Source organism: Aeromicrobium wangtongii (genome assembly GCF_024584515.1).
GTDB lineage: Bacteria > Actinomycetota > Actinomycetes > Propionibacteriales > Nocardioidaceae > Aeromicrobium > Aeromicrobium wangtongii.
On record NZ_CP102173.1, the window covers coordinates 281,125 to 304,219 of the forward strand.

A 23,095-nucleotide genomic window follows, 5' to 3' on the forward strand; every position below is an offset into this window, starting at 1 on the left:
GGCGGGCCCGCCGTGGTGATGCATGATTGAATGCAGCCCCGTACGGGTTTTGCGTGAGCACAAGGGAGATCGTTGATGGAGCTGGCACTGACGGCCCGCACGGATGGTGACTTCGAGATCATCGAGGTCGGCGGCGAGATCGACGTCTACACGGCGCCCCGCCTCCGCGAAGCCATCGTGGCCGCCGTCGATGCGGGCCACATCCGGCTGATCGTCGACGTCCGCAAGGTCGACTTCCTGGACTCCACCGGTCTGGGCGTCCTCGTGGGCGCCCTCAAGCGGGTGCGGGCCGACGGCGGATCGCTGGACATCGTCTGCACGCAGGAGCGCATTCTCAAGATCTTCCAGATCACGGGCCTGGACAAGGTGTTCGGTCTTCACGCATCGGTCGAAGAGGCTCGTACGGCACAGCCGTAACTTTGTGTCGATTTTCCGCAGTTCCTCCATGTAACGTGCGTCACGCGGTCTGCCCGCCAGCCCGCTGCAGTCCCTGACCTGCTCTCTGGAGGATTTTCATGGCGAACGCGACTCTCGTTGCGGCTGCCGGAGACATCGACCTGTCCAACGACAACACGATCATCGTGGCTGTCGTGGCGGGCATCGGTCTCCTGGCACTGATCATGGCCGCGGTCTTCCGCGCCGAGGTACTCAAGGCGTCCGAGGGCACCGAGAGGATGCAGGAGATCGCGTTCGCGGTCCAGGAGGGGGCCTCTGCCTACCTCGGGCGCATGTTCAAGACCTTGGCGGTGTTCGCGATCCTGGCGTTCGCCCTGCTGTTCCTGCTGCCGGGTGACGCCGACATCCGCATCGGCCGGTCGGTGTTCTTCCTGCTGGGTGCCGGCTTCTCGGCCGCGATCGGATATCTGGGCATGTGGCTGGCGACCCGGGCGAACCTGCGTGTGGCCGCGGCCGCCCAGGAGGCCGGACGCGAGGACGCGATGCGCATCGCCTTCCGCACCGGCGGGCACGTCGGCATGCTGACGGTGGGTCTGGGCCTGCTCGGCGCCGCCGCGGTCGTCCTGATCTACCAGGGTGACGCCCCGTCGGTCCTCGAGGGCTTCGGCTTCGGCGCCGCGTTGCTGGCGATGTTCATGCGCGTCGGCGGCGGCATCTTCACCAAGGCCGCCGATGTGGGCGCCGACCTGGTGGGCAAGGTCGAGCAGAACATCCCCGAGGACGATCCGCGCAACGCCGCGACGATCGCCGACAACGTGGGCGACAACGTGGGCGACTGCGCCGGCATGGCGGCCGACCTGTTCGAGTCCTACGCCGTGACCCTGGTCGCCGCCCTGATCCTGGGATCGGTCGCGTTCGGCGAGCAGGGCCTGGTGTTCCCGCTCATCGTCCCGGCCATCGGCGCCGTGACCGCGCTCCTCGGCGTCTACCTGACCCGCCCCCGTGCGGGGGAGGGCGGACTGACCACGATCAACCGCTCCTTCTACATCTCGGCGCTCATCTCGGCGATCGTCTCCTCGGTCGCGGCCTGGTTCTACCTGCCGTCGTCGTTCGACCAGCTCGACTTCGCCGCGGCCGGTGAGGAGAACGAGCTGGTCACGCAATTCTTCTCCACCACCGACACCGCCGCGCTGGACGGCGATCCCCGGGTCATCGCGATCGTCGCGGTCCTGATCGGCATCGTCCTGGCTGCGGTCATCCTGGCCCTGACCGGCTACTTCACCGGCACCGAGACCCGTCCGGTCAAGGATGTGGGCAAGACCTCGCTGACCGGCGCGGCCACCGTCATCCTGTCCGGGCTGTCGGTCGGCTTCGAGTCGGCCGTCTACACCGCCCTGGTCATCTCGGCGGCCGTGTTCGGCGCCTTCCTGCTGGGCAGCGGATCGATCGTGGTCTCGCTGTTCGCGGTGGCCCTGGCGGGCTGCGGGCTGCTCACGACCGTTGGTGTGATCGTCGCGATGGACACCTTCGGACCGGTCAGCGACAACGCACAGGGCATCGCGGAGATGTCCGGCGACGTCGACGAGTCGGGCGCGCAGATCCTCACCGAGCTGGACGCCGTCGGCAACACCACCAAGGCCATCACCAAGGGCATCGCGATCGCGACGGCCGTGCTGGCCGCGACGGCGTTGTTCGGCTCGTTCTCGGATGCCATCAAGGAGGAGTTCTCCAAGGTCCTGCGGTCGTTCGACATCCAGTCCCAGGCCGGCATCGCGGAGTTCCAGGACTTCGCCAGGGACATCACGTCCGGCGAGGTCGACTCGCTGCGCGGCGTGCTGAACGTCGGCGATCCCAGCCTGCTGGTCGGGCTGATCATCGGCTCCGCGGTCGTGTTCTTGTTCACCGGCCTGGCCATCAACGCGGTCGGCCGGGCCGCCGGTGCGGTCGTCTACGAAGTTCGCCGCCAGTTCCGCGACATCCCCGGGATCATGGAGGGAACCGGGCGTCCCGAGTACGGCAAGGTCGTCGACATCTGCACGCGTGACTCGCTGCGTGAGCTGGCCACCCCCGGCATCCTGGCCATCTTCGCCCCGATCGCGGTCGGTTTCGGCCTCGGCGTCGGCCCCCTGGGCGCCTATCTCGCCGGTGCGATCGGCACGGGTCTGTTGATGGCGGTGTTCCTGGCCAACTCCGGTGGCGCGTGGGACAACGCCAAGAAGCTGGTCGAGGACGGCAACCACGGCGGCAAGGGATCGCTCGCCCACGAGGCGACCATCATCGGCGACACGGTCGGCGATCCGTTCAAGGACACCGCCGGCCCGGCGATCAACCCGCTGCTCAAGGTCATGAACCTGGTGTCGCTGCTGATCGTCCCGCTGATCATCCGGTACTCGTACGGCGAGGACGCCAGCGACGTCATCCGCTACACGATTGCCGGCGTCGCCGTCGTCATCATCGCGGCCGCGGTCTACGCGTCCAAGCGCCGCCCGATCACGTTCGAGACCGGGAGCATCGACAACGACGGCACCGGCGGCACCGGCGGCAACGGAACGGGCGTCCACAACATGAGCCCCGACCCCGACAAGTCGGTCCCCGCCACCTGACCCCGCCCAGATTCCGCGAGTGGCGCAGATCGGACCTTTTGAGACGGCGTGTCGTCCCGGTCTGCGCCACTCGGGGGTGGGTCTGCGCCACTCGCAGATCTGAAAGGGTGGGGGCATGCTGCCCTCCCGTTTCGTCCCGGCCCTCCGCTCCGCCCTCGGGCGCGCCGACTTCACCGTCGACGCGGTGTACGCCCTGATCGGTGACGAGGCGCACCGCGCTCTGGGTCGCAACCAGAGCGTCCCGGCACTCCGTGCGACGCGCGGCGGGGGAGTCCTGGCGACCTTGGTGCGCCTGTTCGCGCTGCAGGTCCCCGTGGCGCGTGACGAGGCGGATGCGGCGCTGCCGGGCCTGGTCGACGCCCTCGCCGAGGCCGGCATGGTCGTGGCATCCGGCGGCGAGGTCCGCGCGCTGGTCGACATCCGGCCGTACGGCGACGAGGACCACGACTGGTGGATCGTGTGCGACCCGACGCCGGGCCTGGACGGCCGCCAGGCGCCCATGGATCCGTCCTATGTCCTGGGCATCAGCGAGGCGTCGTCGTCCCTGGCTCAGCTCACCATCCGCGAACCGGTCGGTCGCGCGCTGGACATCGGCACCGGGTGCGGGGTGCAGGCCCTCCACCTGGCGCAGCACGCGCGCGAGGTGGTCGCCACCGACGTCAACCCGCGCGCCCTCGCGATGGCCCACCTGACCGCCCGGCTCAACGAGCTGGACGTCGACGTCCGCGACGGCAGCCTGTTCGAGCCCGTGGCCGGCGAGCGGTTCGACCTCATCGCGACCAATCCGCCGTTCGTCATCTCGCCCCCCGGCAGCCAGGTGCTGGTGTACCGCGACTCCGGGATGCCCGGGGACAGCGTCGTGCGCCACCTGGTCGAGAACGCCGAGACGCACCTCACCGACGGGGGCTGGTGCCAGATCCTGGCCAACTGGGCGCACCGCGAGGGCACCGCGTGGGAGGACGAGCTGGGCCAGTGGCTCCAGGACCGTCCGCTGGACGCGTGGATCCTGCAGCGCGAGCTGGTCGACCCGCCGGCCTATGTCGAGATGTGGCTGGCCGACGCCGGGCTCGCGACCGCACCCGACTACGTCCAGCGCTACGACGCGTGGCTCGACTGGTTCGAGAGCGAGCGCATCGAGGCCATCGGCTTCGGCTGGCTCAGCCTGCGCAGGACCACGCAGACGCCGGTGCACCGCATCGAGGAGTGGACCGGCGAGATCGCCCCGCCCGTCGGTCCGGGCATCGCCGCCTGGGGCGATCGGATCGACCGTCTGCGCGGGTTCGGGGACGACGCCCTGCTGGACGTCACCTTCCGGCAGGCGATCGACCTGGTCCAGGAGACGCGTGGCGCGGCCGGTGCCGACGATCCCGAGAGCATCGTGATCCGCCTGCAGCACGGCGTCCGGCGTACCCGCCAGGTCGACACGGTCGAGGCAGGGCTGGTCGGCGCGAGCGACGGCGACCTGACCTCGGGTCAGATCCTGGACGCACTGGCCTCGCTGCTCGGCCGGGACGCCGGTGAGCTGCGCCGGACCTACGCGCCGGTCGTCCGCGAGCTCGTCGAGGAGGGTTTCCTCATCTAGCCGGCGGGGTCGTGCGCTGAGCCCGGTCAGTCGAGGTCGAGCTGCATGATCGTCAGATCGAGCCAGCGGCCGAACTTCTGACCGACCTGCGTCAGCTCGCCGACGGTCCGGAACCCCCGGCGCGCGTGGAGCTCGATCGAGAGCGTGTTGGTCGACTCGATCATGGCGACCATGCGGTGCAGCTGCGCCTCGCGCGCCCGGACGATCAGTGCGTCGATCAGGACTGACGCCAGACCCCGGCCCTGGTGCGTCGACCGGACGTACAGCGAGTTCTCGACGGTGTGCCGGTAGCCCGACTTGGGTCGCCACGGCCCGTACGAGGCATAACCCGCCACGACCCCCTCGACCTCGGCTACCAGGACGGGGAAGCCTGCCGACAGGCGTCCCTCGAGCCAGGCGCTGCGGTCGGCGAGGTCGACCTCGCTCTCGTCCCAGATCGCCGTCGTGTCGCGGACCGCCTCGTTGTGGATCACGAGCAGATCGGCGGCATCGGACGGCACGGCGTCCCGGATCGTCATCGCCGCACCCCGTCGATCGAGGCCAGCTCGGGGCTGGGACGCCAGCGGGGCACCATCTGCGCGAACAGGGCCACGCACGCGATCGCTGTCGCGATGGCACCGCCGATCACGAAGCCGCCCCAGGCGCCGACGCCGTCGATGCCTGCGCCGATGACAGGGGAGGAGACCGCCCCACCGACCGTGTAGGCGGTGCCCTGCCAGCCCATGGCCTCGCCACGACGCGCCTCCGGGACGAGCTTGGCGATCCACTCGGAGGCCGCAGTCATCGTCGGGGCGCACAGCAGCCCGGCCGGGATGACGAGCAACGACAGCGACCACACGCCGTCGGCCAGGCCGACCGGGATCGTGGCCAGCCCCAGCGCGAGCAGCAGGTACGTGGGCCGGATGGAGCGGCTCAACGATCCGTAGACCAGTCCGCCGACCAGCGACGACAGGCCCCACGCGCCGTACGCGATGCCGACCGAGCTGACCTCGTCAAGCTCGCGCAGCTCGGCGACGACCCCCAGGTCGGTGCCGAACAGGGCCGCCATCGCGCCACCGGACAGGAGGAAGAGGAACACCAAGGGTGCCGACACGAACGAGGTCGCGACGGGGGTCGTCTCCGGCTCCTCGGCGTCGACGGCTGTCACCGATCGGGTCGGCGGGTCCAGCACCCAGAAGATCAGGCCCGCGATCACCTCGCAGGCCCCGATCGCGTACAGCGCGGCCGCAGCACTGACCTGGGTCACCAAGAGTGCACCCACGGCCGGACCGATGATGAAGCTCGCCTCGGCGACGATCGAGTCGGCCGAGAACGCGGTGCGGCGCTGGCGCTCGGTGACCATGACGCTCAGCGCCAACCGCACGATCGAGAAGATCGGGATCAGGAACAGCCCCATGAGGAAGGAGACCGGGATCAACCACGCATACGTCGCCACCGTCGCCACGGGATAGAGCAGACCGATCATGACGATCGACGGCACGATGGCCCGGCGGATGCCGAGGCGGTCGATCAGGCGCCCGCGCCAGGGCGACCCGACGCCGGCGCCGACGGTCGTGGCCGCGGCGATGAGGCCGGCCTGCTTGTAGTCGCCGCCGAGCTCCTCCACGACGTACAGCGTCAGGACCAAGGGCGCGGCCAGCGCCGGGATGCGGGCGAAGAAGGCGGCGACGAACAGTGCGCGGAGCCGCCGATCGGACCACAGCTGCGCATACCCGGAGAAACCCACGGGTTCCATTGTTTCACCCGCCACGGACACGAAGAACCGCCGAGCGCCGCTCCGGTGCTTGGGACACGGCGGTGGGATCTGTCTTGACAGCACGCGCTACGGTCATCACCGTCTGACCAATTCAGGAGTTGCCCAGTGACCAGTCTCGTCATCGTCGAGTCCCCCAACAAGGTTCGCAGCATCGCGGGCTACCTCGGGGACGGCTATGTCGTGGACGCCTCCGTGGGCCACATCCGCGATCTCCCGCGCGGCGCCGACGAGGTGCCGGCCGCCTTCAAGGGCGAGTCCTGGGCGCGCCTCGGGGTCAACATCGACTCGGAGTTCGAGCCGATCTATGTCGTCTCCGCCGACAAGAAGTCGCAGATGGCCAAGCTCAAGAAGCTCCTTAAGGATGCCGACGAGCTCGTCCTGGCAACCGATGAGGACCGCGAGGGCGAGGCCATCGCGTGGCACCTGTTCGACGAGCTCAAGCCGAAGGTGCCGGTCAAGCGCATCGTCTTCAACGAGATCACCAAGGACGCGATCCAGCACGCGATCGCCCACCCCCGTGACATCGACATGGACCTGGTCGACGCGCAGGAGGCCCGCCGCATCCTGGACCGCCTGTACGGCTACGAGGTCAGCCCGGTCCTGTGGAAGAAGGTCATGAGCGGCCTGTCCGCCGGCCGCGTGCAGTCCGTCGCGACCCGCCTGGTCGTCGAGCGCGAACGTGAGCGGATGGCGTTCCACGTCGCGTCCTACTGGGACCTCGAGGCCACGTTCGACGCCGGCGAGGGCTTCGACCCCCAGCAGTTCCCGGCCAAGCTGTTCAGCCTCGACGGCAAGCGCATCGCCTCGGGCAGCAACTTCGACAACACGGGCGCGTTGACGTCCGACAAGGTCGCCCACCTGGACGAGGCACAGGCCGGCGCGCTCGCCGACGCGCTGACCGACCAGCCGTTCACGGTCCGCTCGGTCGAGGAGAAGCCCTACACGCGCCGCCCGTACGCGCCGTTCCGCACCACGACGCTGCAACAGGAGGCATCGCGCAAGTTCGGCTTCGGCGCCGCCCGCACGATGCAGGTCGCCCAGCGGCTGTACGAGAACGGGCACATCACGTACATGCGCACCGACTCCACGACGCTGTCGCAGACCGCGCTGGAGGGCGCCCGCGCCCAGGTGCTGGAGCTGTACGGCAAGGAGTACCTGCCCGAGAAGCCGCGCGTCTACGCCAGCAAGGTCAAGAACGCGCAGGAGGCCCACGAGGCCATCCGTCCCGCGGGTGAGGCGTTCAAGACGCCGCAGCAGACCGGCCTCAGCGGCGACGAGCTGCGCCTGTACGAGCTGATCTGGAAGCGCACGATCGCCTCGCAGATGAATGACGCCAAGGGCAACTCGGTCTCGATCCGCATCGGCACGACCGCCACGACCGGCGAGGACGTCGTCTTCAGCTCCTCGGGCCGCACCATCACGTTCTACGGCTTCCTCAAGGCCTATGTGGAGTCCAGCGACGACGCGGAGGCCCAGGGCGACGACCAGCAGACCAAGCTGCCGAATCTGTCCGAGGGGCAGACCGTCACCGCCGCCGAGCTCGGCAAGGCCGGTCACGAGACCAAGCCGCCGTCGCGATTCACCGAGGCGTCGCTCATCAGCGAGCTCGAGACCCGGGAGATCGGCCGTCCGTCGACGTACGCGTCGATCGTCGGCACGATCCAGAACCGCGGCTACGTGTACAAGAAGGGCACCGCGCTGGTGCCGGCCTGGATCGCGTTCAGCGTCATCCGGCTCATGGAGCAGCACTTCCCGCGGCTGATCGACTACAACTTCACCGCCGAGCTCGAGGACGTCCTCGACGAGGTCGCGAACGGCCGCGAGGACCGCCTCAACGTCCTCACGGGCTTCTGGACCGGCTCCGGCGAGAGCGACACGGGCCTCAAGCGCCTGATCGAGAACCTGCCGGACATCGACGCACGCGGTTTGGCGACGTTCCCCCTCGGCGAGGACATCGACCTGCGGGTCGGCCGCTACGGACCGTACGTCGAGGGCCCCCCGTTCACGGAGGGCGAGGACGGCAAGAAGGTCCCGACGCGGGCCAACGTGCCCGACGACCTGCCGCCGGACGAGCTGACCCTCGACAAGGCCAAGGAGCTGCTCGCCACGCCGGCCGGCCTGGAGAAGGAGCTCGGCAAGCACCCCGAGACCGGGCTGATGATCACGGCCAAGAACGGCCGGTTCGGCCCGTACGTCACCGAGGCGCTGCCCGAGGACGCCAAGAAGACCGACAAGCCGCGCACCGCGAGCCTGTTCAAGAACATGGACCTGGACTCCATCACGCTCGACCAGGCCGTGCAGCTGCTGACGCTGCCGCGGGTCGTCTACATCGAGGACGGCGTGGAGGTCACGGCGCAGAACGGCCGCTACGGGCCCTACCTGAAGAAGGGCACCGACTCGCGCTCGCTGGACAGCGAGGAGCAGCTGCTGACGATCACCGAGGACGAGGTGCGGGCCATCTACGCCCAGCCCAAGACCTATGGCCGCAAGGCAGCCGCGGCTCCGCTGAAGGAGCTCGGCAACGACCCGGTCAGCGGCGCCCCGGTCGTCGCGAAGGACGGCCGCTTCGGCATGTACGTCACCGACGGCGAGTACAACGCGACGCTGCGCAAGGACGACTCGCTGGAGACGTTGACGCCCGAGCGGGCCTTCGAGCTGCTGGCCGAGCGTCGTGCCAAGGGCCCGGCCAAGAAGGGCGGCAAGAAGACCGCCAAGAAGGCCACGAAGAAGACGACCGCCAAGAAGGCTCCGGCCAAGAAGGCTCCGGCCAAGAAGGCGGCGACGAAGAAGGCCGCCGCCAAGAAGACGACGACGACCAAGAAGGCCGCCGCGAAGAAGACGACGGCCAAGAAGGCGACGACCGAGGCGGCCGCCAAGAAGGCCTGACCGGTCGGGGGTCCTCCGCCGTACAGTGGGGGCGGGCGTTTTCGTCTCTGACCGGAGGACCGTCGTGAGGACCCTGTCGCGTGCCCTTGTCGTGCTCGGCTCGGTCACGCTCCTGATCGGACTCGTGGCCGGGGTCGTCAACCGCCAGGTGCTGGACGGCGGCCGGTTCGCCGGGCACGTCGACGCGATCCGGGAGGACCCGCAGGTGGCCCGCCAGATCGGGCTCCTCGTCACCGACCGGATCCTGGCGCAGGAGCCGGACCTCACCGGACTGCGGCCGCTGCTGGAGTCGGCGTCCGCGACGCTCGTCGCCAGTCCTGCGCTCGGACCGGTCGTCCGCGGGACGGTGGCCCCGTTGCACGATGCCCTGACGTCCGACGACGGCGGCCAGGTCATCCTGCGACTCGCCGACGTCGGTGCGCTGCTGGTCACGGCGATCACGACCCTCGCGCCGCAGACCGAGGCGGCCATCCCGCCCGACCTCGACGTGACGCTCGCGTCGATCGGTGCGCAGGAGCTCACCGGCGATCTCATCGAGGCGGCCGACGACGTGGCCCTGCTCGCGGCGGTGCTGCCCGTCCTGGGGCTGCTGATGCTCGTGGCCGCGGGGGCGCTGGACCGGCGAGGGTGGCGCGGGGTCGTGCGGGCGACCGGGACCGGGGCCCTGGGCGCCGCGGGCGTCCTGGTGGTTCTGCTGCTGGTCGCCAGCTGGTGGGCGTCGCGGCTCGACGACTCGATCCGGGACGCGCTGGTCGCTGCGGCCTGGCGTGAGCTCGATGGCTCGTTCTGGGCCGTGGCGGGCGTGGTCGCCGCGGCCGGTCTGCTGATGCGGCTGGTGGCGAGTCCTGGCCTGGACCTGGATCCGTCGACATTGGCCTCGCGGGGGTGGCGGACGCTGTCAGGGGTCGGCTCGACGCCCCGGACCGAGCTGTTCCGCGGCGGGGCCGTGGTGCTCGTCGGCGGTCTCATGGTGGTGCGTCCCCTGCTCGTGCTCTCGCTCGTGGGCGTCATCGCAGGAGCAGCGCTGGTGCTGATCGGGGCTCGGTCGCTGCTGCGGGTCGGCGCCGCGTGGTGGGTCGCGCGACGCCCCGATCGGGTCCGGCGCGATCGTCAGGGTCTCGTCGCCCGGGCCGGGCCGATCGCCGCGCTCGCAGGTGCGGTGGCACTCGTCGCGGCGTTCGTGGTGGGGGCGTGGCCGGCAGGTCGTGACCTCCCGGCGTTCTCGGCCACGGACGGCACGGCGTGCAACGGTCACCGGGAGCTCTGTGACCGCAGGTTCGACGAGGTCTCCTATGCCGGCACCCACAACTCGATGGCGGCGGCCGACCAGCCCGGATGGTTCCTGGCCGAGCAGCCCTACGGCATCCTTCGTCAGCTCGACGACGGCATCAGGGTGCTGCTGATCGACAGCTGGAACGGTCAGGGCACCGAGCGTCCGGGCGTCATCGCCAATGCGGGCGCCGATCGCAAGAAGGCGCTCGCCGAAGCACGGGCGACATACGGCACCCGCGTGCTGCAGAGCGCGTTGCGGATCCGCGACGCCCTCGACCTCACGCCCACCGGCCCGGTCCGCCCGTACCTCTGCCATGCGCTGTGCGAGCTCGGCTCGACGGACTGGGAGCCGCTGATGGTGCAGGTCAAGACCTGGCTGGACCGCCACCCGCGCGAGGTGGTGACCTTCTTCGTGCAGGACGAGGTGTCGCCCGAGGACACCGCCGCCCTGGTCCGGCGCGCGGGCCTGGCCTCGTACGTCCACACACCCGTCGCGGGGCAGCCGTGGCCGACCCTCGGCGAGATGATCGCCTCGGGTCGCCGGGTGGTCTTCCTGCTCGAGAACGCCTCCGGCGGGTCCGCGGACCCGTGGCTCATCGACGCGCGCACGGCGGTCCAGGACACGCCCTACTCGTTCAGGCGGCCCTCGGAGTTCACCTGCACGCGGTTCCGCGGGCCGGCGGATGCCTCCCTGTTCCTCGTCAACCACTGGCTGAGCAACTTCGACTCCCGTGTCACCGACGCCGCGAAGGTCAACGCGGAGGACGTCTTGTGGCCCCGGTTGAAGACGTGCGAGGCGGAGCGAGGCCGACGGCCCAACTTCGTGGCCGTCGACTACTACGACCGGGGCGATCTGCTCCGTGCCGTCGACCGGCTCAACGGGGTCTCCTGAGCGCTGGGTTCGTGGCGGTGTCGGCGTCGAGCCCTAGGGTGGGCAGATGGCGCGGACCTCCTCCCCGATCTCCTCGACCGGCCCTCACCCCACGCCGACTAGGCTCGGCCCCATGGATCCCCTCTTCGTCGAGACCGGGCTGTTCCTCTGTCTCGAAGGCGGTGAGGGCGCGGGCAAGTCGACCCAGGCTGCCCTGCTGGTCGACTGGCTCGAGAGCCTCGGCCACCCCGTGCTGCTGACCCGCGAGCCCGGAGGCACCGAGGTCGGCAAGATCCTGCGCGGCATCGTCCTGTCCAATGACACCGGCGAGCTGTCCCCGCGCACCGAGGCGCTGATCTACGCCGCCGACAAGGCCGAGCACGTCGATCGCGTCGTCCTGCCGGCGCTGGACGACGGCAGCATCGTGCTGACAGATCGATATGTCGACTCGACGCTGGCCTATCAGGGTGCCGGGCGCGAGATCGGCATCGCCGAGCTGGAGGCCGTCGCGCGCTGGGCCACATCAGATCTGCGCCCGAACCTGACGATCGTGCTCGACGTCGACCCGGCCGTGGGCCTGGCCCGCTTCGAGGGCGCCGACCGCATCGAGGCCGAGCCGCTGGAGTTCCACCAGCGGGTCCGGCAGCACTTCCTCGACCTCGCGGCCGTCGATCCCGCGCACTACCTCGTGCTGGACGCGAGCCGCCCGGCCGAGGACATCCACCGCGACGTGCGGGCGGCGGTCGAGCCGTGGTTGACCCAGGTGGGTGCCCGGTGACCGTGGCACCCGGATCGGTGTGGGCCGAGCTGGTCGGTCAGGAGCCCGTCGTCGAGACACTGCGCAGTGCCGTCGCGTCCGCCGGTGGTGACGGCCGGTCGATGACCCACGCCTGGCTGTTCACGGGTCCGCCGGGATCCGGCCGCTCCAATGCGGCGATGGCCTTCGCGACCGCGCTGCAATGCGAGCTCGGCGGCTGCGGCCAGTGCCACTCCTGCACGACGGCGCGGGCCGGCAGTCACCCGGACATCACGCTCATCACGACCCAGGGCCTCACGATCGGCGTCGAGGGCATCCGCGAGTACGTGCGGGCCTCGTCGCTGCGTCCGGCGCTGGGTCGCTGGCAGGTGCTGATCGTCGAGGACGCCGACCGGCTCACCGACCAGGCCGCCGCGGCGCTGCTCAAGGCGATCGAGGAGCCGTCCCGGCACACGGTGTGGATCCTGTGCGCGCCGGCCGCCGACGACGTCATGATCACCCTGCGCTCGCGCTCACGCTCGGTCATCCTGCGCACGCCCGGCACCGAGGCGATCGCCCGGTTGCTGGTCGAGCGCGACGGCATCGAGCCGGCGATGGCGCACGCCGTCGCGGCCGCCTCGCAGGGGCACATCGGTCGGGCCCGCGGGCTGGCCCGGGATGCGGGGGCCCGAGATCGGCGCAAGATGATCCTGTCGATCCCGCTGGCTCTTCGCGGGATCGGCGAGTGCATGTCGGCGGCCCAGCGGGTCAGCGACGAGGCCACGACCCGTGCCGCCTCGTTCTGCGACGCCGCTGACGAGCGCGAGCTCGCCGAGCTGCGCCAGGCCTGGGGCGTCGAGGACCGGGGGCGGCGTCCTGCGGGCTACGCCGGGGCGGTCTCGACGCTGGAGAAGGATCAGAAGCGTCGGCGCACCCGCATGACCCGCGACGCGATCGACGGTGTCCTGCTCGACCTGTTGTCGTTCTGCCGCGACGTCCTGGCGGTGCAGTGCGCCGGTGGCACCGAGCTCGTCAACGCCGATGTCGCCGACGACATCGCTGAGGTCGCCCGCCTGTGGACGCCTGAGTCGACGATCGGGGCCATCGATGCCATCGTCGAGTGTCGGCAGGCGCTGACGGCCAATGCTGCTCCACTGCTCGCTCTCGAGCGCATGATGATGGGACTTCGCCGGTGACCCGTGCTCGCACCCCGCTGCTGATCGGACTGGTCGTGGCCCTGCTGCTCGGGCTGGTGGTCTACGCCGCCTACGCCACCCGCGCAGCCGACTTCGACGCACCGTCCCCGCTGGACGCCGCCGCACCGCAAGGCCTGGAGAAGTTCTACACCCAGGACCTGGACTGGTCCGAGTGCGGCCGAGCGCACTGCGCGTGGGTCACGGTGCCGATCGACTACGCCGATCCCGACGGCCCCACCACCAGAGTGCGGATGGCCCTCTACCCGGCCACGGGGGAGTCGAAGCGCTCCGTGTTCGTCAACCCCGGTGGCCCCGGAGGGTCGGCGATCGACTTCGCCGGCACGATGGCCGGATCGCTGGGTGGCGACGTCCGCGAGCACGCCGATGTCGTGGGTGTCGACCCACGTGGTGTCGGGCTCAGCACGCCCCTGACCTGTTTGTCAGACCGGGACTTCGACGCCTACACCGCCAGCGACCCGGACCCCGATGACGCGCAGGAGATCGCGGCGCAGCGCAAGGGCTTCACCGAGCTCGGCGAGGCCTGTGTCGACGGTTCGGGCGACCTGGCCGCCCACGTGTCGACCGTCGAGGCCGCCCGTGACATGGATGTCGTGCGGGCCCTGCTCGGACGCAAGAAGCTCGACTGGTTCGGTGCCTCCTACGGCACCGAGCTCGGGGCGGTCTACGCCGAGCTGTTCCCCGATCGCGTCGGGCGCATGGTGCTGGACGGCGCGGTCGACCCGACGCTGGACAGCGTCGAGTCCAGCTTCGGCCAGGCCACGGGTTTCCAGCGCGCGTTGCAGGCCTATGCCGAGGACTGCGTCGCCCGCGACGACTGCCCCCTGGGCGATGACGCCGACGCCGGGGTCGCCAAGATCGCCGATCTCATGGATCAGCTCGACGCCAAGCCGCTGCCCGGTGACGGCAAGCGGCAGCTGACCGAGGGGCTGGCCTTCTACGGCATCGCCGTCACGCTGTACGAGAAGGAGGCCTGGCCGACGTTGACGCAGGCCCTCCGGGCGGCGTTCAACGGTGACGGCAAGATCCTGGTCGCCCTGTCGGACATCTACTTCGGCCGTCAGGACGACGGCACCTACGAGTCCAACCAGGGCCAGGTCATCAGCGCGGTCAACTGCCTGGACACCCCGGAAGGGCTCACCGAGGCCGATGTCGAGGCGCAGATCCCGCGGTTCGTCGCCGCGTCACCGGTGTTCGGCCGGGCGCTCGCCTGGGGAGCACTCGGCTGCTCCGACTGGCCGATCGAGGCGACCAGCCCGCTGCCGGAGATCGACGGCAAGGGCGCGCCGCCCATCGTCGTGGTCGGCACGACCCGCGACCCGGCCACGCCCTACGAGTCGGCGAAGGCCCTCGCCTCCCAGCTGGACTCGGCCGTGCTGCTGACCCGCGACGGTGACGGCCACACCGCCTACCTGTCCGGCAACGCCTGCATCACCAAGGCGATCGATCGCTACCTGGCCGACGGCACCGTCCCCAAGGACGGCACCCGCTGCTGATCGCGCGGCGGCGGGTCTACCGATCTTTCTGCGTTCCTGCAGCCAGGACGACCGAAAGGACGAAAGATCGGTCCACGGGGTCAGGCGCGGGCGTTCTCGTGGTGGTGGATGACCTCGGCGATGATGAAGTTCAAGAACTTCTCGGCGAACTCCGGGTCGAGATCGGCATCGATGGCCAGCGCCTTGAGCCGGGTGATCTGACGTTCCTCGCGCTCAGGATCGGCCGGCGGCAGGTCGTGCTCGGCCTTCAGCCGGCCCACGCGCTTGGTGTACTTGAAGCGCTCAGCGAGCACGTGGATGAGCGCGGCATCGATGTTGTCGATGCTGGCGCGGATCTCTTCCAGCTCGGCGCGGGTGGTGTCGGTCACGGGTGCGAGTCTACGATGACCGGCCCGGTGGAGGACCGCCGCGATCACCGGGTACAGTTTGTTCTCGGTTCGGCGGGCGATCCTCGTACGGACCTTGGCCGCCTTAGCTCAGTCGGTAGAGCGTTTCACTCGTAATGAAAAGGTCGTCGGTTCGATTCCGACAGGCGGCTCCACCTCAGGTCCGTGACCTGCAGCGATGGGGATGGCAACGGCGCGGCAGCGTCGGCGGCTCGTTCGGCGAGGGGTGCAGCGCGCCCGGGCCCGGAATCTCTGTCAGACTCGTGGGATGCACCGTGACTACTCCGGAGACCAGTACGCCCGTATCGCGCGCGCCTTGAGCAATGAGCTCGGTGTCGCGCAGACGCACGATTCTGCGACCCGGACCGCCCTGCAGATCGTCGAGGGGTGCGACCATGCCGGCATCTCGCTGGTGTCCAAGCGCGGCAAGATCACGACGGTGGGGCCGACCGACGACATCGCCGTCCGCGCCGATCAGCTGCAGTACGAGACCGGTGAGGGGCCGTGCCTGCAGTCCATCCGCGAGCAGGACACCGTCTACTCGCCCGATCTCTCCAGCGAGGAGCGGTGGCCGCGGTGGGCTCCGGAGGTCGCATCCTCACTCGGCATCCGCAGCGCCCTGAGCCTGCAGCTGTTCGTCGGTCCTGACGCCATGGGATGCCTGAACCTGTACGCCGACGAGCCGCAGGCGTTCGGGCTGGACGACAGGGTGTCCGCGCACGCACTCGCCGCTCACATCGCGGTCGCGATGACGGCTGCGGCGGACCAGGCGAACATGGACTCCGCGCTGGTCAACCGGACGATGATCGGCCAGGCCGAGGGAATGCTGATGCAGGCGCTGCAGATCTCCGGCGACCAGGCCTTCGCCGCGATGGTTCGCATCTCGCAGCACCGCAACGTCAAGGTGAGTCGGGTGGCGGAGGAGATCGTCAAGAAGGGCATCCACCCCGATCTGTTCGACTGACCCGGCGTGTTCTCAGGCCTCGGCGACGGCCCGGTAGGCCGCCAGCAGCTCGGGGACGCCGCCGCGCCACGGAGCGCCGTGACCGGGGACGACCCAGTCGACGTCCAGGCCCTCGAGGCGTGACAGCGATGCGGTGGCGGTGGCGGGGTCGTCGGTGAACGGTGCCGGCTGCGGTCCCTGGCTGCCGGTCAGCACATGACCGGTCGTGAGGCCGTCACCCACGAACACCGCCGCGACGGCAGGCACGTGGATCGCGATGCTGCCGGGGGAGTGGCCGGGCAGCCCGATGATCTCCGGAGCTCCGGGCAGGTCGAGCACCTGGCCGTCCGCGATCTCGCGCACCTGCTGGACGTGCTGCGTGCGCATCCCGCCCTTGCGGACCGAGTAGCCCAGGAAGCGCAGCAGCGGACCGATCCGCAGGCCGCCCCAGGCGGGCTTGGTCGACTCCTCGCCGCGGGCCCGGGCCGCATCGGCCGCGTGCACGAAGACCGGAACGCCGCGCTCTCGGCGGAGCCGCTCGGCGAACCCGATGTGGTCGCTGTCGCCGTGGGTGAGGACCACGCCGCGGATGTCGGCGGTGGTCCGTCCGATCGCGGCGAGCTCGCGCTGTAGATCACGCCAGTGACCCGGCAGGCCGGCGTCGATCACGGTGATGCCGTCGCCGGCGATCACGAGGTGGGCCGCCACGATGTCATTGCCGATGCGGCGAAGCTGCGGGGTGAGTTCCATGATGGCTACGATACATAGCCATCATGGCTATGTCCAGTAGCTATACTCGGCTCATGCCTACCCCTGACCGCACCTCCCTGCCCGCGATCGTCGCCGCCGGCGAGGCGATCCTGGACGCCGATGGTCTCGCGGCCGTGACCATGGCGGCCGTGGCGCAACGTGTCGGCGTGCGTCCGCCCTCGCTCTACAAGCGGGTGAGCAGTTGCGACGAGCTGATCGGCCTGATCGCGCAGGCGGCTGCCGGCGATCTGGGTGCCCGGCTCGCAGCGGTGGGGCCCGCCGCCCCGCGCGGCCGGCTGGAGGAGCTGGCCGTCGTGGTGCGGGAGTTCGCCCGGGCGCGGCCCGCGGCGTACCGCCTGGTGTTCACCGCCGGCGGGGAGGGGGTGGGCCTGTCGCGCGATGTGCTGCGCGACACGAGCGCCCCGCTGTTCGAGGTGGTGGCCGAGCTCGCCGGTCCCGCCCACGCTCTCGAGGCGGCGCGCACCGTCACCGCATGGGTCACCGGCTTCATCGCGATGGAGCTGGGAGGCGAGTTCCAGCTCGGCGGTGAGATCGACGCGGCCTTCGACTACGGGATCGACCGCATCGCCGATGCGATCACCGGTGGAGGTCAGGAGCCGGCGGGCGCCCCGGCGGCCAGTGTCGCGGCGAGGCCCTCGAGCGATCCGGGGACGACCGCGTAGTAGCTCCAGATGCCGCGCTTGGTGCGGCTCAGCAGCCCGGCGTCGACCAGGATCTTGAGGTGGTGGCTGACGGTGGGCTGGCTGAGGCCGACCGGCTCGGTCAGGTCGCAGACGCACGCCTCGGCGCCGTCGTGCGCGGCGACCATCGACAACAGGCGTACGCGGGTGGGATCGCCGAGGGCCTTGAACCTGGCCGCGAGCGCGATGGCATCGGCCGCCGAGATGGCCTCGGACACCAGGGGCGCGCAGCACGCGCTGAGCTCGTTCTGCAGGGATGTCGCCATGGCGCCACCCTAGACCACTCATTGACATCCGTCGATGGGTTGCTACGCTCGCCCCATTGACAATCTTCGATGGGATGACGTGGTGACGACTCACGAGGAGCAGGTCGTTCCGGCTCGGCTCTCGACACTGGACCGCTTCCTGCCGGTCTGGATCCTGGCCGCGATGGCGGCCGGGCTGCTGCTGGGACGCCTGTGGCCGGGGGTCGCCGACGTCCTGGACGCCGCCACGATCGGATCGGTCTCGCTGCCGATCGCGGTGGGCCTGCTGGTCATGATGTACCCGGTGCTGGCGAAGGTCCGTTACGACGAGAGCCGCCGCGTGCTGGCCGACCGCCGCCTGCTGGCCGCCTCGGTCGTCCTGAACTGGGTCGTCGGCCCCGCGTTGATGTTCGCGCTGGCGTGGCTGCTGCTGCCCGATCTGCCCGAGCTGCGCACCGGGCTGATCATCGTCGGGCTCGCCCGCTGCATCGCCATGGTGCTGATCTGGAACGACCTGGCCTGCGGCGACCGGGAGGCCGCAGCGGTGCTCGTCGCGGTCAACAGCGTCTTCCAGGTGCTCGCCTTCGGGTTGCTCGGCTGGTTCTACCTGCAGGTGCTGCCCGGCTGGCTGGGCCTGTCCACGACCAGCGCCGAGTTCTCGGTGGTCACCATCACCGTCAGCGTGCTGGTGTTCCTCGGCATCCCGCTCGTCGCGGGCTACGCGACCCGCACGGTCGGCGAGCGCCGGTGGGGCCGCGAGGCGTACGAGGCGAAGTTCCTGCCCCGCATCGGGCCGTGGGCGCTGTACGGGCTGCTGTTCACGATCGTGGTCCTGTTCGCGCTGCAGGGAGATGCTGTCACCAGCAGCCCTCTGGACGTCGTCCGGGTCGCGCTGCCGCTGCTGGTGTACTTCGTCGTGATGTTCGGTCTTGGCATGGGGGCCGGCCGGCTGCTCGCGCTCGGGTACCGACGATCGACGACGCTGGCGTTCACCGCAGCCGGCAACAACTTCGAGCTCGCGATCGCGGTGGCCATCGGCACCTTCGGGGTCACCTCCGGCCAGGCGCTGGCCGGCGTCATCGGCCCCCTCATCGAGGTCCCCGTGCTCGTCGCCCTGGTCTACGTCGCCCTGTGGATGCGTCCGGCCTTCACCCGTTCCGAGAGGTCCCTCCGATGACCCAGCCCCACGACCGACCCTCCGTCCTGTTCGTGTGCGTGCACAACGCGGGCCGCTCCCAGATGGCCGCAGGCTTCCTGCTCGAGCTGGCGGGTGACCGCATCGACGTCCGGTCGGCCGGCTCCCAGCCCGGAGCCGCGGTCAACCCCGTCGCCGTCGAGGCGATGGGCGAGGTCGGTATCGACATCTCCGGCGCGCACCCCAAGATCCTGACCGCAGACGCGGTCGAGGCATCCGATGTCGTCATCACGATGGGCTGCGGCGACGCGTGCCCGTACTTCCCCGGCAAGCGGTACGAGGACTGGGTGCTCGACGATCCCGCCGGGCAGGGCATCGAGGTCGTCCGACGGGTCCGGGACGACATCCGCGAACGCGTCGAGACCCTGATCCGATCCCTCACCACGAAGGACTGAGCACCATGACCGACTCCACAGACCTGCCCGTCGTCGTGATCGGCGCCGGCCCGATCGGGCTGGCCGCCGCGGCGAACCTCGCGACCTACGGGGTCGACGCGATCGTGCTGGAGTCCGGTGAGCGCCCCGGCGCCGCCGTCGCCCAGTGGGGCCACGTGCAGCTGTTCTCGCCCTGGTCCGAGCTCGTCGACCCCCGCGCCCGCCGCATCCTCGAGGACGCCGGATGGGTCGCGCCGGACGCCGACACGGTGCCCACCGGCGCCGACTGGGTGGCCGGCTACCTGGAGCCGCTGGCAGCGGTCCTCGGCAACGTCTCGTGCTCCCACCGGGTCACCGCGGTCACCAAGTCCGGCCGCGACCTCTTGGTCGACGACGACCGCGACGCGACCCCCTTCGTCGTCCACGTCACGACCCCGGACGGGCCGCAGCGGATGCTCGCCCGTGCCGTCGTCGACGCCTCGGGCACCTGGCACGGGACCAACCCCCTGGGCAGCGACGGCGTCCCGGCTGCCGGCGAGGTCGAGCACGCCGACCGGATCTCCTACCGGGTGCCCGACCTCGCCGACCCCGGGACCCGCGCGCGTTACGCCGGGCGGCACGTCGTGGTCGCCGGCACCGGCGCGTCCGCGAAGACCGCGATCGTCGCCCTGCGCGCGCTGGCCGAGACCGAGTCGACCACCATCACGTGGCTGATGCGCCGCGGCGACGTTCAGCCCGCATTCGGCGGCGAGGACGCCGACGAGCTGGCCGGGCGGGGAGCCCTCGGCACCAGCGCGCGGCGCGCGGTCGAGGACGGATCCGTCACGACGGTCACGGGCTTCCACGCCGTCGCGGTGGCCGCGTCGGGAGGCCGCCTGCGCGTAGAGTCCGCCGACGGCCGGTCGGTTGACGCCGTCGACGAGATCATCGCCCTCACGGGCTTCCGGCCGGACCTTGGCCTCCTGGGTGAGGTTCGCACCGATGTCGACCCTGTCCTGGGCGCGCCCCGCGATCTGGCCCCGCACATCGACCCGCGCTTCCACTCCTGTGGATCGGTGCAGCCGCACGGGGTCGACCTGCTGTCGCACCCGGAGCGGGACCTGTTCGTCGTCGGGATGAAGTCGTACGGCCGGGCCACCTCGTTCCTCGCGCTCACGGGATTCGAGCAGGTGCGATCGGTGGCCGCGCACCTGGCCGGTGACCACGAGGCAGCAGCCAAGGTCGATCTGGTCCTGCCGGAGACCGGGGTCTGCGGAGGCGCCGGCGACTTCGGAGCCGCAGCCGACAGCGGCTGCTGTGCCGCCCCGGAACCCCAGTCGCTCGGCCTCACGATCGGGGTCGGCCGTCCCGCTGAGTCATCCTGACTCACCTGAGGGGGCGCGTGGTCACGCGCCTCGTCCTCACGGACCGGCCCGACGAGCCGTGCCGCCCAGGGCGCGGTGGATCAGTCGGGGGCGAGCAGCCTGCGGCGTTTCCTCTCGTAGAGGTCCCGGTCGGCCCGGCCCAGCAGCGTCTCCTGGGTGTCCGACGGCTCCGCTGTCGCGAGACCCCAGGTCCAGGCGGTGATCGACTTCCCACGCAGCCGTTCCATGATGGTCGCGGCGGCCGTCGGCGACGTCTCGGGGAGCAGGATGACGAACTCGTCGCCCCCGATGCGGGCGATGACATCGCTGGGGCGCAGCGACTGGTGCAGCCGGGCGACCAGGTCGACCAGGGTGCGGTCGCCGGCGGGGTGGCCGAAGCGGTCGTTGATCGCCTTGAAGCCGTCCAGGTCGATCGCGGCGACCGTCAGCGGTGTCCCGGCGCGGGCAGCTCGTGACAGCTCCCGGTTCAGCTGGGAGGAGAGGCCGATCCGGTTGAACGCCCCCGTCAGGGGGTCGGACCGGATCTGCCGGTCGAGCTCGGCGCGCAGGAAGAGGGCCGCCTCGAGGCAGAAGAACGACCCCAGCGCGAGATTGGACCAGGTCGTGAACAGCTCCCGATGCTCGGTCGTCACCAGCGCGGCCGCCGAGAACGCGAACAGGCCGGCGGTCGTCCAGCGTGCGATGGCCGGTCGGAAGAACCACCCCAGGTAGCAGCCGATCATCGGGTAGAGCACCAGGTTGTTCACGGTCTGGACCTGGTCGCCGCCCTGGTGGATCTGGAGTGCGGTCACCACGATGAACAGCCAGCAGCCGACCAGTCCGGCGGCCGGGTGGAACCGGCTGCGCAGGAGCCACGGGAGCGCCGCGATGACCAACGCGATCCCGGTGACCAGGAACGTCCACGCCGGGGAGAGGTTGGCCGAGCCGGTGATCAGGTCCAGGACGCCGGTGGCAGCAATGACTCCAGCGGCCAGGGACGTGACGCGGGCGAACGCCGTCGACCTGGCCGCTGAACTCGCAAATCTGTCAAGGAGCATCGGCATTCCGTTCTGAACTGTTACAGACTGCCACGAAGCCGACCGCTGTACGGCGCAATTGCGTGGAATGCCGCCATCCCGGGGCTCACGACCGCACGGCCTGCAGACGTTGCAGTGCCTCTGCGATGACCTCCGGCCGCTTGCAGAACGCCCAGCGCACGAGCGGGCGCCCCGGGTCATCGGCTCGCCCGTGCGACGACGGGTCGTGGAAGACCTGGTGGGGGATGGCGACGACGCCCGCGCGGCCGGGCAGCATGCGGCAGAACTCCAGACCGTCGTCGAAGCCGAGCGGACGGATGTCGGTCGTGGCGAAGTACGTCCCCTCCGGGACGAGGACGTCGAACCCGATCTCGGCCAGACCGTCGCACAGCCGGTCGCGTTGCGACTGCAGGCGGGCGGTGAAGTCGGCGAAGTACGAGTCGTCCGCCTCCAGGGCGTGCGCGATGGCCGGCTGCAGCGGAGACCCGGAGGTGTAGGTGAGGAACTGCTTCGCGCCGGTCATGGCGCGCACCAGCGGTGCCGGCCCGGTGGCCCAGCCGATCTTCCATCCGGTGAACGAGAAGCTCTTGCCGCCGCTGGAGATCGTCAGGGTCCGCTCGGCCATGCCGGGCAGGGACGCGATCGGGATGTGGGGGAGCCCGTCGAACGTCAGGTGCTCGTAGACCTCGTCGCTGATGACGACGAGGTCGTGCTCGATCGCGATGGCGGCGATCGCGTCGAGCTCCTCGCGGCGCAGCACCGTCCCGGTCGGGTTGTGCGGGGAGTTGAGCAGGATCGCGGTCGTGCGCGGCGACACCGCGGCCCGCAGCTCGTCGATCGGCAGCCGGAAGTGCGGAGCCCGCAGCGTGACCGGACGCCGCACCGCACCGGTCATCTGCAGCATCGCGACGTACGAGTCGTAGTACGGCTCGAGGGCGATGACCTCGTCGCCGGGGTCGATCAGGCCCAGCAGCGCCGATGCGATCGCCTCGGTCGCGCCAGTGGCGACCGCCACCTCGGTGTCCGGGTCGACGACGAGACCGTAGAACCGCTGCTGGTGGGCGGCGATCGCGGCGCGCAGCTCCGGCACGCCGATGCCCGGCGCGTACTGGTTGCGTCCGGTGCGCAGGGCGTCGACGGCGCGCTCGATCACCTCGCCGGGCCCGTCGGTGTCGGGGAAGCCCTGGCCGAGGTTGACCGCGTCGTGGCGAAGGGCCAGCTGGCTCATCTCGGCGAAGATCGTCGTCCCGAGGCCGGCGATCCGACTGCTGGAGGTCTTCACGCCGTCGACTCTAACCGCGGGTGGACG

At 70.4% G+C, this 23,095-nt stretch carries 20 protein-coding genes and 1 tRNA gene; 14 read left to right on the forward strand and 7 right to left on the reverse strand.

Annotated elements, in window-relative coordinates:
- Positions 1 to 75 precede the first annotated feature (75 nt).
- The 3 genes from NQV15_RS01435 (at position 76) to NQV15_RS01445 (ending at position 4,581) form a co-directional block, all read left to right on the forward strand.
- The gene (locus tag NQV15_RS01435) at positions 76 to 417 is read left to right on the forward strand and encodes an anti-sigma factor antagonist (RefSeq protein ID WP_232403182.1); all 342 of its coding nucleotides are present in this window, start codon (positions 76 to 78) and stop codon (positions 415 to 417) included.
- Positions 418 to 515: 98 nt separating this feature from the next.
- Positions 516 to 2,999, forward strand: a complete 2,484-nt coding sequence (locus NQV15_RS01440) for a sodium-translocating pyrophosphatase (RefSeq protein WP_232403183.1) — start codon at positions 516 to 518, stop codon at positions 2,997 to 2,999.
- A 115-nt stretch (positions 3,000 to 3,114) separates the two neighbouring features.
- Positions 3,115 to 4,581, forward strand: a complete 1,467-nt coding sequence (locus tag NQV15_RS01445; protein ID WP_232403184.1) for a DUF7059 domain-containing protein — start codon at positions 3,115 to 3,117, stop codon at positions 4,579 to 4,581.
- A gap of 26 nt (positions 4,582 to 4,607) precedes the next feature.
- Here the strand turns inward: NQV15_RS01445 and NQV15_RS01450 are convergent, their stop codons facing one another.
- On the reverse strand, positions 4,608 to 5,099 hold the full coding sequence (locus tag NQV15_RS01450; RefSeq protein WP_232403185.1) for a GNAT family N-acetyltransferase: 492 nt from the start codon (positions 5,097 to 5,099) through the stop codon (positions 4,608 to 4,610).
- Positions 5,096 to 6,307 carry an MFS transporter gene (locus NQV15_RS01455; RefSeq protein WP_232403186.1) on the reverse strand — a complete coding sequence of 404 codons (1,212 nt, stop codon included), beginning with the start codon at positions 6,305 to 6,307 and terminating at the stop codon, positions 5,096 to 5,098. The genes NQV15_RS01450 and NQV15_RS01455 overlap by 4 nt, the downstream gene beginning before the upstream one ends.
- A 135-nt stretch (positions 6,308 to 6,442) precedes the next feature.
- Between NQV15_RS01455 and topA the strand changes: the two genes are divergently transcribed.
- The 5 genes from topA (at position 6,443) to NQV15_RS01480 (ending at position 14,812) form a co-directional block, all read left to right on the forward strand.
- A complete protein-coding gene (gene topA, locus NQV15_RS01460; RefSeq protein ID WP_232403187.1) occupies positions 6,443 to 9,223 on the forward strand; it encodes a type I DNA topoisomerase in 2,781 nt (926 codons plus the stop codon).
- Between the two features lie 64 nt (positions 9,224 to 9,287).
- On the forward strand, positions 9,288 to 11,387 hold the full coding sequence (locus NQV15_RS01465; RefSeq protein WP_232403193.1) for a PI-PLC domain-containing protein: 2,100 nt from the start codon (positions 9,288 to 9,290) through the stop codon (positions 11,385 to 11,387).
- A gap of 112 nt (positions 11,388 to 11,499) precedes the next feature.
- Positions 11,500 to 12,144 carry a dTMP kinase gene (gene tmk / locus NQV15_RS01470; RefSeq protein ID WP_232403194.1) on the forward strand — a complete coding sequence of 215 codons (645 nt, stop codon included), beginning with the start codon at positions 11,500 to 11,502 and terminating at the stop codon, positions 12,142 to 12,144.
- Positions 12,141 to 13,298 carry a DNA polymerase III subunit delta' gene (locus NQV15_RS01475; RefSeq protein ID WP_232403196.1) on the forward strand — a complete coding sequence of 386 codons (1,158 nt, stop codon included), beginning with the start codon at positions 12,141 to 12,143 and terminating at the stop codon, positions 13,296 to 13,298. The genes tmk and NQV15_RS01475 overlap by 4 nt, the downstream gene beginning before the upstream one ends.
- Complete coding sequence (locus tag NQV15_RS01480) at positions 13,295 to 14,812, forward strand: alpha/beta hydrolase (RefSeq protein ID WP_232403199.1); 1,518 nt, start codon at positions 13,295 to 13,297, stop codon at positions 14,810 to 14,812. The genes NQV15_RS01475 and NQV15_RS01480 overlap by 4 nt, the downstream gene beginning before the upstream one ends.
- A gap of 80 nt (positions 14,813 to 14,892) precedes the next feature.
- Here the strand turns inward: NQV15_RS01480 and NQV15_RS01485 are convergent, their stop codons facing one another.
- Complete coding sequence (locus tag NQV15_RS01485; RefSeq protein WP_232403201.1) at positions 14,893 to 15,180, reverse strand: chorismate mutase; 288 nt, start codon at positions 15,178 to 15,180, stop codon at positions 14,893 to 14,895.
- A gap of 97 nt (positions 15,181 to 15,277) precedes the next feature.
- Between NQV15_RS01485 and NQV15_RS01490 the strand changes: the two genes are divergently transcribed.
- Positions 15,278 to 15,353, forward strand: a tRNA-Thr gene (locus NQV15_RS01490).
- Between the two features lie 113 nt (positions 15,354 to 15,466).
- Positions 15,467 to 16,162 carry a GAF and ANTAR domain-containing protein gene (locus NQV15_RS01495; protein WP_232403203.1) on the forward strand — a complete coding sequence of 232 codons (696 nt, stop codon included), beginning with the start codon at positions 15,467 to 15,469 and terminating at the stop codon, positions 16,160 to 16,162.
- Between the two features lie 12 nt (positions 16,163 to 16,174).
- Here the strand turns inward: NQV15_RS01495 and NQV15_RS01500 are convergent, their stop codons facing one another.
- Positions 16,175 to 16,891: an MBL fold metallo-hydrolase gene (locus tag NQV15_RS01500; protein WP_232403211.1), complete on the reverse strand. Its 717-nt coding sequence runs from the start codon at positions 16,889 to 16,891 to the stop codon at positions 16,175 to 16,177.
- A gap of 53 nt (positions 16,892 to 16,944) precedes the next feature.
- On the opposite strand from NQV15_RS01500, the gene NQV15_RS01505 reads away from it, so the two are divergent.
- Positions 16,945 to 17,574: a TetR/AcrR family transcriptional regulator gene (locus NQV15_RS01505; RefSeq protein ID WP_232403213.1), complete on the forward strand. Its 630-nt coding sequence runs from the start codon at positions 16,945 to 16,947 to the stop codon at positions 17,572 to 17,574.
- Here the strand turns inward: NQV15_RS01505 and NQV15_RS01510 are convergent.
- Positions 17,502 to 17,858 carry an ArsR/SmtB family transcription factor gene (locus tag NQV15_RS01510; protein WP_232403222.1) on the reverse strand — a complete coding sequence of 119 codons (357 nt, stop codon included), beginning with the start codon at positions 17,856 to 17,858 and terminating at the stop codon, positions 17,502 to 17,504. The genes NQV15_RS01505 and NQV15_RS01510 overlap by 73 nt on opposite strands.
- A gap of 82 nt (positions 17,859 to 17,940) precedes the next feature.
- On the opposite strand from NQV15_RS01510, the gene arsB reads away from it, so the two are divergent.
- From arsB to NQV15_RS01525, 3 genes are read left to right on the forward strand one after another with little or no spacing between them, the layout of a single operon-like run.
- The gene (arsB, locus tag NQV15_RS01515; protein WP_257125080.1) at positions 17,941 to 19,014 is read left to right on the forward strand and encodes an ACR3 family arsenite efflux transporter; all 1,074 of its coding nucleotides are present in this window, start codon (positions 17,941 to 17,943) and stop codon (positions 19,012 to 19,014) included.
- A complete protein-coding gene (locus NQV15_RS01520; protein ID WP_232403224.1) occupies positions 19,011 to 19,427 on the forward strand; it encodes an arsenate reductase ArsC in 417 nt (138 codons plus the stop codon). The genes arsB and NQV15_RS01520 overlap by 4 nt, the downstream gene beginning before the upstream one ends.
- A 5-nt stretch (positions 19,428 to 19,432) precedes the next feature.
- Positions 19,433 to 20,770: an NAD(P)-binding domain-containing protein gene (locus NQV15_RS01525; protein WP_232403225.1), complete on the forward strand. Its 1,338-nt coding sequence runs from the start codon at positions 19,433 to 19,435 to the stop codon at positions 20,768 to 20,770.
- Positions 20,771 to 20,850: 80 nt separating this feature from the next.
- Here the strand turns inward: NQV15_RS01525 and NQV15_RS01530 are convergent, their stop codons facing one another.
- Both NQV15_RS01530 and NQV15_RS01535 read right to left on the reverse strand, forming a co-directional pair.
- Positions 20,851 to 21,807 carry a GGDEF domain-containing protein gene (locus NQV15_RS01530; protein WP_232403226.1) on the reverse strand — a complete coding sequence of 319 codons (957 nt, stop codon included), beginning with the start codon at positions 21,805 to 21,807 and terminating at the stop codon, positions 20,851 to 20,853.
- 85 nt (positions 21,808 to 21,892) lie between these two features.
- The gene (locus NQV15_RS01535) at positions 21,893 to 23,068 is read right to left on the reverse strand and encodes a pyridoxal phosphate-dependent aminotransferase (RefSeq protein ID WP_232403227.1); all 1,176 of its coding nucleotides are present in this window, start codon (positions 23,066 to 23,068) and stop codon (positions 21,893 to 21,895) included.
- Positions 23,069 to 23,095 lie beyond the last annotated feature (27 nt).